Origin of the sequence: Methanopyrus sp. SNP6 (assembly GCF_002201895.1) — an archaeon.
Taxonomy (GTDB): Archaea; JAADCQ01; Methanopyri; order Methanopyrales; family Methanopyraceae; genus Methanopyrus.
Window position 1 is genome coordinate 1,408,547 of sequence record NZ_CP019436.1, and the last position, 12,975, is coordinate 1,421,521.

Sequence of the window (12,975 nt, forward strand, 5' to 3'; positions counted from 1 at the left end):
AGGCGGCGCCCGAATTAGCGTACTGTTTTTTAACTTACCGACCAGTGTCTGTGTTCGCAAGTTCTCAATCTCCGCATGACCTGAGTACGAGTACCGGGCCGATCCCGACACGACGATGGGGCATGATCGCCGTCGAACTTTCATGAGCACTCATATAGTCCAGAATTTATGTTACTTTTGACGTAATTCGCACTATGTTACAGTCGCGTAGCTCATCAAGATCTCGACACGGCTTCATACCGTTCGACGCGCGTACCACGATGGGGATGGGATCCCGCCGAGGCTCGTCGTCATTCTCGCTATCGTCGTGCTCGTCGCAGTGACAAGCATCGTCGCGGAGAGATACCCGGCCGTGGAAGTGCGGGAAGCGAGCCCTGACCCTCGAATGAGGGTAAGCGTCCGCCCGAAAGCTGGTACGTGGTCCGAGACGGCGAGGTTCGACCTGAGATGGAACTTCCAGAGAGTCACTGACGAGCTTTACGTGTACCGAAGGATCTGTGCATGATTCACCGTGGTCGCGAAGAGTCGACTGTGAGGTACTTTACAGGACGTATTAGCGTCGGTAAGGGAATTATGGACAGGTTCGGACATGTGGAAATGTCAATCTGGATCTCATGATGTCGGAGTTTACCTCTATCTGGACGGTGAGGAGGTGAGGCGATGCGGGTCTGTTGTGAGGACGGTGATCGAGTGAGGGCATGTCCTGTCGGGAGATCACGGCGAGCAAGAACATCACTTGGAAGAACACGACAACTGGAGGAAAGACGAGGAAGAGCTCGTACATCAACCTTCGAAAGAGTGACTTTCCACAGCCCGGGAATCGCTCGAGAGCAAGTATGAACATTCAACTTCCGGTAACTCAGGTTCAAGCGTCTGAGACGTTTACCGGGACTTCCACCTAGCTCACGAAAGCGGGCTCACCTCGGAAGGAGGTGTTCTCAATGCACAACACTCCGAGCGGGTCACGGCCAGTGAAACCATCTCCGAGCGCTCCCGTCGGCGCCAAGGGCGAAGTACGAAGAGCCGCGATAGTGACTATCGCGATGAGATATGGCCTCGGGATCATAGCCATTCCTCACCGGGTTCAGTCCGGACAGGTATCCATCGTCGACACCCGTCGTAGTTCCCGTAGTTCTTGGGACTTTAAGTGTTTCCGAATCTAGAAGTATGTATCATAAAATTAGAGTTTGGTTTCTAGTTTCTAAATTGTTCAACGCGAGCGTGGTCCGCACGTGAGTGTGGGTTCGCCACCCAAGATAAGATGGGTTAGTCGACTGTCGTCGAGCTGCCGTGCGAGATCTCGTACTACCTCTTCGACGACGGTGCCCGAGCCGTGCACAGGCGTACGAATCCACGACTCCGAGTCGCATGGGGGTCGCTCCTGATTTTCGTTGGATTGTAGCGTTCAATCCGAGTGTTAAGGAGCATAAGAGCTTTCGAAGGAGGCGCGTCTCGGGAGGCCGGACGCGCTTACCCACCCTCCTTGAGGCGGCGGGCGAGCTCCACTTCCGGATGATCAAAGGATAGCTCGGCAACGTCACACACAATCCGCCACGCGTTCGGCCCGACGTAGCCACCTTCCCACGACCCTTCCTCGAACTCCAGTAGGAGCCTATGGAATTTGTCTATGGGGTCCCATCCACTCGGGTTATTCCGATCGTTGTAGGCTTCGAGGTACGCGGTTCCGTCCAGCAGCTTGAGGGCCGGTGGAAGCACGTCAAGGCGACACTCCTGGGCGAGCTTCAGGACCTCGTGCTTGGGAGCCTCATCGTACCCCCAGCGTCTTCGGTACTCGACGTAGAAGCGATCGTACTGCGGGATGAAGGTGCTGAAAATGTAAAAGAGCACGGTCGAGACTAGTAGCGTGATCGCCGCGACCGTGACCGTCGGCACGGAGAGGTAGAACGCCGTTAAAGCTGCGAGGGACGTCACGATGGAGGCCATTCGGACGGTGTTCCCGGCGCGCCACGCCCACTTGAGAGCCAATATTCCCCGACCCACCGCCGCGAGGTAGAACGGTATCGCGACGAACGCCGGGATCGGCACCCCATACAAGGGCCATCGGCCCCGTCGATTCGGTGGCGTTCGTGAAACCACGAACTTCACGGGAAGTTCGACCGGTGTGGACTTTCCGTCTTTCGGTCGCTTCAGAGGGTGCGGTTCCGGTGTAAGAACGATGTGGCCCGAGCTCCTCGGTGGGGCTTCGGTCCGTGCCCACGGTCCCGTCGCGCACTGTTCGACATCAGATCGGCAAGGATACGGACTCATCGCACTCGTCCGGGCTCGGGCCAGAAGCGACCGAGCCCACCGGAGGTATTTTCGGACGGCGCGATCCGGCCCGGGTCGGTGGCGGGATGAGGATTCAACCTGGCGCTCGCGGACTTGTGACGACGGTGGGGGTCACCGACCGCTAACGAACTCACCTCTACCGGTCTTCCTCGCATACGATCGGCTACGTGCCCGTCGACTTCACCCACCTCGGAACCACACGAGCCCCATGATATAGTCCCGTCGAGGAGGGTCCTGACGTCCATGTCGGGATGAACAAGTCGAGACGAGCGTCCAACCCACGGACCACCGACCCATCCTCATCCCAGAGGATCCATCCGACCTGTTATGAGCTCGACGTACCTCGTGAAAGAGCTCTACGGCGACCGAGGAGAGAATCCAGAGTAGAGGATCGTGCGATCCTCGACCCGCGATCTCGTCCGAATCTGAGTCGAGAACGGTCCATGGAACGTCTCGACACACCTTCCACTTCTGGTGGTGCCAAGTGATTCCTGACGTGTCAACGTGGTGTGAGGGTCGCTACTTTGCCGATCTCCTCACGGGACACGGTCGGATCATCGTGAGAACGGGGGACCGGGACGACGGGCCTCGGACACCCCGTCCCTCGTCACGGTTCAGCCTCGGGGTAGGTTCCTCATCGGTCCGACTGGAGACGTCCCGACGTGCGGCGTCTGAGCTTATCACAGCTACCGAGGCCGGTGGCAGGAACCGGTAGCTGCTTTCACGTTGTGCTAACCTCCGGGTGTCTTAACGCACGAAGTCATCCGGGCGAGGGTGGGTCCTGACGGTCACGTGATGCCCTGTTGGGTGTGCATTTGGACGGGGACGGTGTCCCCGGGATTATCAGCGGGACCCTCACAGTGGCGGGGGGACACCCCGCCCTCGGACCCGCCGGGACGACCCGGGTTCCGTCCCCCTTCGGTTCCCGAACGGTTGAGCTTAATACCTACGCGGGCATCGGAGCCGATACGTTCGAGATTCCGCACGCCCGGGCTCACCTCCGTCTTCATCTATGTATAACCTTCCTGCGCTGGTCCCGGTATTGACCGCGTTGGCGGCCATCGCGATAGTATTGACCTGGAAACGCGTTTCCACGTCCTTCGATTCCGACAGGCTCAGATACGGCCTGCGCATCCCCCATCTGGAGTGCGAGAAAGGAGTCCCGAGAACGTCGTCGCGGACGGTACGCAAGCTCGGCGAGCTCCCAGTCATAGTGATCGTAGGCTCGATTGGTGGCGTCCCGCTGAATGAGCTCCGAGTAGAACCGCCATCTTCCGAGGTAATCTCACGATGTGGTCCTCGTTTTAGAGGAAGAAGTGTGAGACGTCGCCGTCCGGGCGCGAATCGGGACCGTAGCTACGTTCCCCTTTCACCCGGTGATCGTGCTTCAGAGGGTTGAACAGGCGGCTCTAGCGATGTACCTAGAAGCCACTGGTGAGCCGCGACGGAACGGGTAGGAACGTTCTGCACACGGAAGGATCGTGAGATGTCTCACACGGTGCCCGGCGGATGGAAACTCGCGACGGATCGGCGTTTCGGGACAACCTTATTAACGCTTCCGAACACTATCGACTGTCGAACGTTAGAACGGACTGGGGTGAGCTCGGATGCCGCCCTTCGGCTACATGTTCTGTCCCATGGGATGCCCTATGTGCGGTTACGGAGGATCGATGATGGGGTTCGAATGGATGCTGTGGCCGGTGTTCGCGGCCCTGAAGCTGACCGTCGGTTTGGCCGTGCTGGGACTGATAGCGTACGTGGTGCTGCGCCTGCTGGGTCTGCGACCGGCCGACGTGGTGCGAGAGCTGAAGCGGGATTACAGGGACCTCAAGACTGAGCTGAAGCGAGGGTAAGCACACCCTCTTCACCTCCCATTCGAAACTACGTGAACAGCAACGGATGCGATCCCACAGTTACCTCTTCCGAGTTTAGGGAGCCGTTTCCCGAAATCCTCACAGTGTTCCCGTCCGACTGAGCCGGTATCGGAAAACTCTCTCAGCCGTGTAGTCTCAGGATTCTCGTTTTAACTCCTTTTGATTTGACTTTATTCGATACCTTCACGTGGACGCCCGCATCTCCACGGGTAGTACAAGAGTGTGACCGGCACCGGAGATTCCGAGGTCGTGCCGAGCGTACGGGCGGAGGCAGGCGTTACATCGGCACGAGTTCTCCGACGTGTGGGAGTTAAAACTCGATGTCGGTTCGTGAGGTGACTACGTCGCTGGCTGATGTTCTCGTCGCCTTCGCAGGAGTTTCAGGATCAGGTATAGACCAAAGGCCATCAGTAGTAGGACTAGCAGTCCTACGGCGATGATCGCCAGAAGCCCTAGTTTCAGCAGGCTTCCCAGCGGGCCGGCCTTGTGTCCGTAGAGATGGTATCCGTGGTAGTAATGGTGTCCGTACCCAGGGTAACCGTAGTAGTGGTAGATAATCACTTTTTTCCTACCGAACAGTGCGGTCAAGTCAAGGTTCAAGTATGCACCCCCCTACGCGCTCGAGCGCGTACAATCATGGCGCAAAGTTATAGATGTCGGTTTCGACCGAGTGGCGCAGGAACCAGTATGCGGAAGGATGTTGTTCCCGATGGTCCTGGCGACGCGTGATCACTGGGGGAGGGTCAGAACTTCGGGGGGTAAGAGTGCCACCCATGACCTCATTAGAAAGCGAACTTCGCGAAGCCCTCAGGGGGCGCAGACTTCGCAAGAAGTGGGCTGTGGCGGCGGTCGTGTACTTGGCCTGGAAAATGTATGGGAAGCACATATCCGCAGGTGACATCCGTGACGTGCTCGAGTCAGTGGGTTACGAGATCAGCGAGCACGCCGTCCACGCGTACATGTCCGGTCTCAGGGAGCTCATCGGGAGGCGGAGATCCGGTCGTAGGACTTTGTACATCGTGAAGAACGAGGAGGAGATGCGACGCAAGCTTTGGGAGGCGCTCAGGAGCAGCATGGAACGGATATCGAATGAAGAAAAGGAGACGCTGATAGAGTCCATACTTGGGAGAGATCGCAAGAGAAGGGATCCCGAAGTCGAGAACCTCGTCCTCATTTGGAGAAAACCAACGGCTGAGTATAGGAGGAGAATAACTAACAGCGTGTATCCCGGGAACAGGCTCCGGAAGATCCCTAGTACCTTCGGGACGTTCAGGGGTGTCTGGGGATTCGGCCCCGGCGAGAAGGTGTGGGAAAGTCTCGGTGAGGGAGACGTGCTTCTCTTCAGGGACGATAGGGGCGAGGACCGCTACCGGTACTGTGGCGTGGTTGCAAGCAAGTGCAATGATCCTAAAGTCTCCACGATCCTATGGGGAGACGATAGATGGGAGAGGTTGGTCATGCTGGCGGAGGTCCGGCTTGTGTCGTTGCCGGCGAGTGAGCTGAACGAGCTGCTCGGATACCGACCAGAGTTCCGGCCCAGGGGCGCGATGAGGGTGGACCCGGATCGCGTGAGTAGGCTCGTGGAAAGACACATAAGTGTGCTCGAATTCCTGAGAGAGTACGAGGAGTGAGCGACCGTGAAATTAACCTAAGGTTATCGACGAAAGAGTAATTAGAATCCGGACCTCGTTTGTGTTAGTGGATGTTCGTTTGAGTTCGTGGTGGGGCTCCCTACCGGTCGGGGGTGAACCCGAGTTATGCCGGCCAAGGTCGTGAAAGACCACGTCGTACCACTGGAACTGGAGGAGATGGACGAGAAGGATGATGTCGATAAGGACCTCCCGAGAGGACGGAATATACTGGAGAGGATCGTCAGGGTGGTCGCGATGGCGATCCTCCGGGGATACTCCGTGGAAGATGTGACTAAGATCGTCCGGAAAGCCTTGAGCTTGAAGCCCGTGGATAAGGCCTTGGATCTCCTTGAGACTGTTTTCTCGTTGGAACCCTGTGGGGTTGGGGTGCAGGGAACTCGCACGTTCATGGAATTCTATAGGGAACGCAAGGTGGCCGACGTGGAGGTATAACGCGTATACAACGACTCGCGCCCTCGCTCCTCAGACCGCCTCTTTACCAAATATTGTTTTAACATCTCGCGGACTCGGGAGACCTGCCGCCTTAGCACGCGTGATATTCACGAGATTTCGACGCGAGATTCCACCCCAAAGCCCGCCGTTTGTAAGGATCGTCGAGGGGACGCGGTTAGGTGGGGGCTTTCGGGTGGTCTTCGTCCTTCGATGACGAGAAAGATGTCGGTTCAGTTAAGTCCGCCTTCATCATCCTGGAGTCAGAACCGAGGGCGTTCCACATCACTGGATCACTACCTCATGAGGGATCGAAGTTCGAGTCTCTCCCGCCTGTCCCGGAGTGTTGATCTCGGGTTAACGTTCCAGAATCCCGCCGATAGTCGAGCTCACGGAGGTGTCGTCGGTATCGTTTCGATTTCCATGACGATATGTGGGGGAGGAGAAGCGTCCTGACTCACGGGCGGCGCCCGAAAATCGCCAGCGCAACCAACGCCGTCGCCGTCACTATCGGCGGAACTGGAACTTTCCCTAGAACGCCCTTCGCCGTCTCGTACACTTCTTTCGCCGTCTGCGCAGCTGTGACTACGTCGTTCAGGTGCTGCTCAACGAAGTTAAGCGCGTCCCGCGCGGTATCGATCATCCGCTCCAGTTCCTCCTTACTGCTGAAGAACTCGAGCAGCTGTCGTGCCATCTCATCACCTGCTTCCGCGAGCTCCTTCAGCTCGCTCCTGTTTATATCGAAGAAAGCCTGCGCGTTCACCTGTACCGTCGCGTTCACGTCGATCCTCGCTTTGGTGTCGACGTTCACACGCTCCGGGATGGCGGCCTCCGTCATCCATACTATCGTTTGGGAATCCCTCTTCCACTCCTTCGGGTCGACCACACCATCCACGCGGTCGCAGACGGCTTTAACCCACTCCGTGGTGAGATGCCGCTCCTCGGTGTGCGTACCTTCCGTGGTTACCACCTTGATCCCAACGTACCTCGCTTCGATCTCGCTCCATTTCGGCACTACCATCTCGCCTCTCGGATGACGCCCCATCGGGTTCAGACAGTACGCCGCGAACACTTCATCTAGGCCGTTCGGGAACTTGACCAGTGACCCGCACACCTCTACTTTCTTCATCGGTACGGGCACCAGGAATGGTTGCGTCTTGAACTCTCCAGAACTTGCTAGATCGTCCTTTTCCACCATGACTAGGTAGAGATATTCCTTCCCGGGTACCACTGCATATTCTCCTGCATCCACCTGCGTACCGGGGCTCACTTCGACGCGTACTTCGAACGTCCCCGACACCTCGCCCTTGATAGGATACTCCGCCGCCGCGGTACTCAACACCGCGAGGAACGCGGTCAGGACGGCGACCGTGACCCTCAACGTTGGTGGACCCCAGTCCGCCCCCCGCACCCCCTATAAGGATAACCGTTTCGGGACACGCCGTCACGTATCGACGAGTGCGACACGTCGTCGGTCAGTGATCGGGATCCGATTCGACGGGACTTCCCGGTTCATCACCGTTCGAGACCGGATTTCGGACACCCTTCGACCGACACGACCCTCATCGTCTACGCCCACGCGTTAGAACGGCACGACCTACTTTCTCGTCGATACCGGGCGACCGACTGCGCACCACCCACGCCGACGACCGCCCGATTCCATCGACTATAGAGCACCGACGGCGTCGAAGGTGCCGGTTCCTCAAGGATTGACGACAGTATCCCGACGGCTCGTCGGTAGGAGGGGGGCGATGTAAGCGCTCACGAGATCCAAACCTGCTAAGTACGTGTTTTGATCCTCCATGAGAGAGGATCGCACGCGAGCGATTCAGCGGAATCGGCCCCGCCCTCTAAACTAATAACATAAGGTGTCATCTCCCGGGTGTAGGGATCGAGGTTGGTGCGTCGTGACATCTATTTGGCGTTCATGGTAGGCTTCAGGAGGCTCTCTTCGAAACGCACGGCGAGATGGCCCTAGCGTTGAACCGGATTGCCGGTCTACGGATGCTCGAGTTGCTCGAAGAAGATGGACTTCTGGAGGTATCGGGGGAGAACAAGAACTCCCTCTCCGAAGACATCGAGGAGGCCTTAAGGCACGCGGACGACGCTGAAGTGCGTGTTGAAGGGTCCGAAGACGAGCTCGAAGTTGTGATCGAGTCGTGTCCGTTCGAGGAGGTACGCCGTGAGCTCCTGGATCGGGATAAAGTGCCTGTAGTGTGTCCTTACGTTGCGACCATCCTGGAGCTCGCAAAGATGACTTTCGGCGCCAAGTATCAACTCGTTGAGATGAACGTCGATGAGGATCTGTGCGCGTTCACGCTGAAGCGTGTATAGGCCACAAACCCAGATCACCCTGTAGGTGACTAGAGTACGGAATCGCCAGACTCGCTGAGATCCCACGCCATTTTCGCGTGCCCACCCACATGTTCCCGTTTTTGATACCGCTGCGGTCGTATCGGAATAGTACGTCTTTAGTTCCCGTAAAGAATATGTCATCCATCGCGTTAACCGACGCGTCCCGGCCGCTTTACGGGGGAAGGAACGCATGTTCACCCCGTTTAAAGCTGGGGTCGGAATGTCGAAATCCAGCCCGGAAGAAGCGCTGGAAGAGGCCGCCGAGGATCTCGACAGGATCGACGTCGTTCTCTGCACCTTCTCGCCTAGACACGACCCCACACGAGGTCCGTGAGGCGCTCGTAGAGTACCTGAACGGTGACTGCCTGATCCTAGGTCTCTCGTCCGCCGGTAATATCACCACGGACGGGTTCAGCGACGGATCGGTGGCTATACTAGCGATGGAGCTGTCCAAGCTCATGGCCTTCGGAATGGCGATCGGCACGGGCCTCTCGAAGGACCCGTACCGAGTCGCGAGGGAGACCGTGACTAGGGCAGTTGGGAGCGTGAAAGTAGACGTCTCCGCATCGCTCGCCCCGGTGGCAACGGGACTCGTAACCGGTAACATGGACGTGGTTCGACACTCTCTAGTCGACGTTTTACTCTTCGCCGACGGTCTATGCTGCTTTAACAATCCGGAGGCGTCAATGGGTGTGCTCAATGGTGTGATGGACTGTCTTGGTACGGTACCAAGAATCATCGGCGGAATGACCGCGGACGAGTACGAGTTCGAACACACGTACGTCTTCGATAATTCTGACGTGTACGAGGACGCGTTGGCGGTACTGGTCTTGTACTCATCAGTGAAGCGTGGGCACGCGGTCGATCACGGTTTCGTCCCGTTATCTGATCCGATGATCATCGAGATTGAGGGTGTAGATGTGATCGAGATGAACGGCGAGCCAGCCTTGGATGTCTACATCGACATCGTGGGAGAGAAGCCCGAGATGGAAACCCTCCTGAAGCACCCGTTGGGGATCATAGACCCAGGACCGCGTCCGTACTACCTAGTCAGGACGCCGATCGACGCGGATGTGGAGAGAAAAGCCATGAAACTGGTGTCGCCCCTCCCGAACGGCGTCGCCGCCCGGATCATGGAGCCAGGCGACGTTGAGGGATCGCTCAAGATGGCGGTACAGAGGGAGCTGGAGGACGCCGGCTCGCCAAAGGAGCTAGAGGTCGTGTTCGTGTTCAACTGCGCGGCTCGACATCTGATCGTCGACACTGACGACGCTGTGCGCCTTCTTCGAGACTTGGTAGGCGAGGACGTGACTATATTCGGATTCAACTGTTTCGGCGAGTACGGGATGACACCGTCCGGTAAGTTAGTCCAGCACAACCAGACAGTCGCGACGTACGTGCTCGGGAGTGAGGTCGTGAGTTGATCCAAGAGCGCGTGAGCTGTCGACGTGTAAGTCTTCGGTGACTTGAGTTCTTTGGTGATGATATCGTAATCAATGGGGAAGAGTATAAGGTCCAGATCCTAAGACCGCGCTCGATGGTGAGCCGATATAACGAAGGTACCGAACCGTTAGTCTCTACGGTGACGGCCCGTACGACGTGATGGTGGTGATCGTGCTGACACCGAAGGACGACTCCGTCCGTCGTGTGGACTATAGGATAAAGGGATCGTCCGGGGGATGAGGGACGAGCGGGTTAGGTGACCGTCGATGGTGTCTCTACACCAGACTAGGTACCTGACAGGATACATCATGAACGTGAAGGTCACGAACCGTGATGGAGTGCACGTAGCCCGAGGTGACGGTGAGTGCCTCACCGACAGAGAAGATACCGTACGAACCGGTACCTGTTTCTGGCTGAGGACTGTGCCCGAGTTTCAGGTAGTAACTAATCGACGGCGAGACTAGTCCCTCGGGACGAAGTCGATCGTCTGGGACGAGGTGAGAATAGTTCGAAAAACCCGTGTCGGTGGGTCGAAGATCCACGATTGACTACGAACGAAGTAACCTTATGAACCGACGACGCGCCGACGACTAGGGGGAGCGCCTTGCGAAAGGTCGTCGGAGCCCTGCTCGTGGCCCTGGCGACCCTACTGGCGCTCTCCGGGACGACGACGCTGGGAGCTCCGCCATGGGTCAACCCAGAGGAGCCGGAACCCGCACCCGGTAACGGTGTTCCATGGCTGAATCTCACGGACAACCAACTCAGGAAGCTGGAGGCTCTTGGTGTGCCAGTGAGGTACTTCGACGGGAAACCCGCCGTAAGGGTCCGGTTCGCACGGATCAACGCGCCGGAGATATTCCACCCGTCGAGCGAGGAGGAGTACCGGCTCGGGCTGAAGGCTAGAGAGTTCGTGGAAAAGAAAATCCGTGATTCCGGCGGCTACGTGAAGTGCCGGGCGTACGGTCTAGGAAAGTACCATCGTATCATCGCAGACGTCTACCCAGACGACGAAGAGATAACCCTCTCAGAGATGCTAGTCGAAAAGGGGACTCGCCGAGTACCGCAAGTACCCGAAGCCAGACCCGCTCCCGAGATGGTTCCCCAGGGGGTTCAAAGCCCACGTGGCGAAGGTGGTAGACGGGGACACAATCTACGTCTATGCGAAGAACGAGGAGGAGGGACCGGCCCAGTTCGAAGAGAGTAAGATCACGAAGGGGACAGTCGTGGGAGAGTACAAGACCGGGACTCCGACCGTGCCGGCAGTACTCGCCGCGATCTCCGCGGTGATCGGAGTCGGGCTATTAGTCTCAGCCCGACGATGAGGTCACGCTCATACCCTACGCCAGCCTTCCCAGTACAGTGGTAATTGCAGAAAGGTTCGGGTACTCCACAAGGTCGTGAACGGCATCGCGAATGGAAGTGGGGCCACTACGGGCGGTTTCCGAGTACTCTTAGGCACTATGAATGCCTCCGCGTTGAGAATTTAGCTAGCGTCTTCTATATCTATAGCCTACGGTGAGCATGAAGGTACGAAGGAAGCGGGGCAATAGCGAACACTGTCATCGCCTATCTCAACCCGATCACTGCACTTATTACAACTCCTCCTACAGCAGATAGTATCGGCCTTAGTAGGCTTGTCCAGTCATCTAATGATATTCCCGAATCGTGAATCGAGTGTAGCAACGTTTCTATTAATAACGGTAGATCCTTCGATTTACTCATAGCTTCCTCTTTAAAAGTCAATTTGTAAGTCAATTCCATTACTTCATAACACTCATCAATTAACAATTTCAGGATGCGTGGAGGAAGAATCGATGGTCTAGTAACTTTAATAATAATCAAGCGTTTCAAGGGTTCCCAGATCACTGGAATACCAATCCCTACACTCACATCATTCCAAACCTTAGAAGCTATCTTATCATTACCCAACAAAATCTCAGCCAATAACTTCGAAACACGATCCGCTACATGGTGACCTATTAACGGTAGTAGTTCAAGTACGATACCACGAATTGGTTCACGAACCGTATTTGATATTATAAACTTCCACAAGTGTTTTAGTAACATTAAGCAAGCCAGTGATGTCATCAAGTACGGCACGCTAGTAATAACGTACGCGCTCGGTAATAACCACGGGCGTAATAATAATCTAACCGGTTTCAACTTGATTAACCCTGACTCTTCCAACAAGTCCTTGAACTCGAACGCCTTAGCACAAAGCCCGAAATAATCCCACGAGGAGTAAGAATCATACAGAGAAATAATTGAGTCCAGGAAATTAACAAACTCGTACAATCTAGGATTACACTCCTTAAACTCTTCAATGATACTTTCTCTACCAACTACCATGATTACTTTACCACTATCCATGTCATATAATATGTTTATTCCAACATACTTTTCAAGCCCCCAAGCTCCTCATCAACTCTACTGGCCAAGTTCTTCAGCTTCTCTAACTCCTCGCTCGACGGTGAACTCTTCCAAACCCTACCACTCGACAAGTCACAGTATAACTTGAAAAACTCCTTACTAGAACTCCTATAAACGTAGAATATTACAATATCATCCTGATGATCAACGCCTAGGATGAAATCAGGTTGATATAGTCCCTCCTTCAGATATTCCCCAAAGTCAATCCCTACCGCTTGACTGGTAATAATGTTTTCTGGAATTGGGATTGTAGTAGTGTTATGCGGATGGTAAAATACATACACTTTGCGGTTCTTTATTATAAGTAAATTAGCAGGAGTACAACAATCGTGTTCTATATCGGGTACAATTGGAATACCACTAGATTCTCCTACTAACTCGATATAAGCGTAAGTATGGTCCGGGTTTAGTCTTATAGTGTCGATTGTCTCACCGTCTATTGTAACCGATAGTTTGTCACCCTCGAGCTTGAACCCAACTGACTCATTGGATATTATAACCTC

11 protein-coding genes are annotated in these 12,975 nt (G+C 55.7%); 7 read left to right on the forward strand and 4 right to left on the reverse strand.

The features are described 5' to 3' along the window. Positions 1–1,470 precede the first annotated feature (1,470 nt). Positions 1,471–2,055 carry a hypothetical protein gene (locus BW921_RS07690; protein WP_148689258.1) on the reverse strand — a complete coding sequence of 195 codons (585 nt, stop codon included), beginning with the start codon at positions 2,053–2,055 and terminating at the stop codon, positions 1,471–1,473. Between the two features lie 1,841 nt (positions 2,056–3,896). Here BW921_RS07690 and BW921_RS07695 point away from each other — a divergent pair. After that, on the forward strand, positions 3,897–4,142 hold the full coding sequence (locus BW921_RS07695; RefSeq protein ID WP_148689259.1) for a hypothetical protein: 246 nt from the start codon (positions 3,897–3,899) through the stop codon (positions 4,140–4,142). A gap of 360 nt (positions 4,143–4,502) precedes the next feature. On the opposite strand, the gene BW921_RS07700 is transcribed toward BW921_RS07695, so the two are convergent. Next, the gene (locus tag BW921_RS07700; RefSeq protein ID WP_148689260.1) at positions 4,503–4,763 is read right to left on the reverse strand and encodes a hypothetical protein; all 261 of its coding nucleotides are present in this window, start codon (positions 4,761–4,763) and stop codon (positions 4,503–4,505) included. 164 nt (positions 4,764–4,927) lie between these two features. Between BW921_RS07700 and BW921_RS07705 the strand changes: the two genes are divergently transcribed. Both BW921_RS07705 and BW921_RS07710 read left to right on the forward strand, forming a co-directional pair. Further along, on the forward strand, positions 4,928–5,794 hold the full coding sequence (locus tag BW921_RS07705; RefSeq protein ID WP_210400460.1) for a hypothetical protein: 867 nt from the start codon (positions 4,928–4,930) through the stop codon (positions 5,792–5,794). A 126-nt stretch (positions 5,795–5,920) separates the two neighbouring features. Then, positions 5,921–6,247 (forward strand): hypothetical protein, encoded by a 327-nt coding sequence (locus tag BW921_RS07710; protein WP_148689262.1) that lies wholly within the window; start codon positions 5,921–5,923, stop codon positions 6,245–6,247. Positions 6,248–6,701: 454 nt separating this feature from the next. Here the strand turns inward: BW921_RS07710 and BW921_RS07715 are convergent, their stop codons facing one another. Further along, a complete protein-coding gene (locus BW921_RS07715) occupies positions 6,702–7,625 on the reverse strand; it encodes a hypothetical protein (protein WP_148689263.1) in 924 nt (307 codons plus the stop codon). Positions 7,626–8,224: 599 nt separating this feature from the next. Here BW921_RS07715 and BW921_RS07720 point away from each other — a divergent pair. The 4 genes from BW921_RS07720 to BW921_RS07730 all read left to right on the forward strand — a co-directional run bounded on the left by BW921_RS07720 (position 8,225) and on the right by BW921_RS07730 (position 11,246). Next, positions 8,225–8,578, forward strand: coding sequence for a hypothetical protein (locus tag BW921_RS07720; protein WP_168168866.1), 354 nt, complete (start codon positions 8,225–8,227; stop codon positions 8,576–8,578). A 211-nt stretch (positions 8,579–8,789) separates the two neighbouring features. After that, positions 8,790–8,933, forward strand: a complete 144-nt coding sequence (locus BW921_RS07970) for a hypothetical protein (protein WP_236953851.1) — start codon at positions 8,790–8,792, stop codon at positions 8,931–8,933. Positions 8,934–8,967: 34 nt separating this feature from the next. Continuing rightward, a complete protein-coding gene (locus tag BW921_RS07725) occupies positions 8,968–10,023 on the forward strand; it encodes an FIST signal transduction protein (protein WP_236953836.1) in 1,056 nt (351 codons plus the stop codon). A gap of 623 nt (positions 10,024–10,646) precedes the next feature. Continuing rightward, positions 10,647–11,246 (forward strand): thermonuclease family protein, encoded by a 600-nt coding sequence (locus BW921_RS07730; RefSeq protein ID WP_148689266.1) that lies wholly within the window; start codon positions 10,647–10,649, stop codon positions 11,244–11,246. 1,180 nt (positions 11,247–12,426) lie between these two features. Here BW921_RS07730 and BW921_RS07875 read toward each other — a convergent pair. After that, on the reverse strand, positions 12,427–12,975 hold a 549-nt coding region (locus tag BW921_RS07875), incomplete at its 5' end, for a hypothetical protein (RefSeq protein WP_168168868.1).

Excerpts from the sequence above, each read along its gene's own strand:
- BW921_RS07695 (WP_148689259.1), top strand. The coding sequence starts at position 3,897 with ATGCCGCCCTTCGGCTACATGTTCTGTCCCATGGGATGCCCTATGTGC.
- BW921_RS07710 (WP_148689262.1), top strand. The coding sequence starts at position 5,921 with ATGCCGGCCAAGGTCGTGAAAGACCACGTCGTACCACTGGAACTGGAG.
- BW921_RS07970 (WP_236953851.1), top strand. The coding sequence starts at position 8,790 with ATGTTCACCCCGTTTAAAGCTGGGGTCGGAATGTCGAAATCCAGCCCG.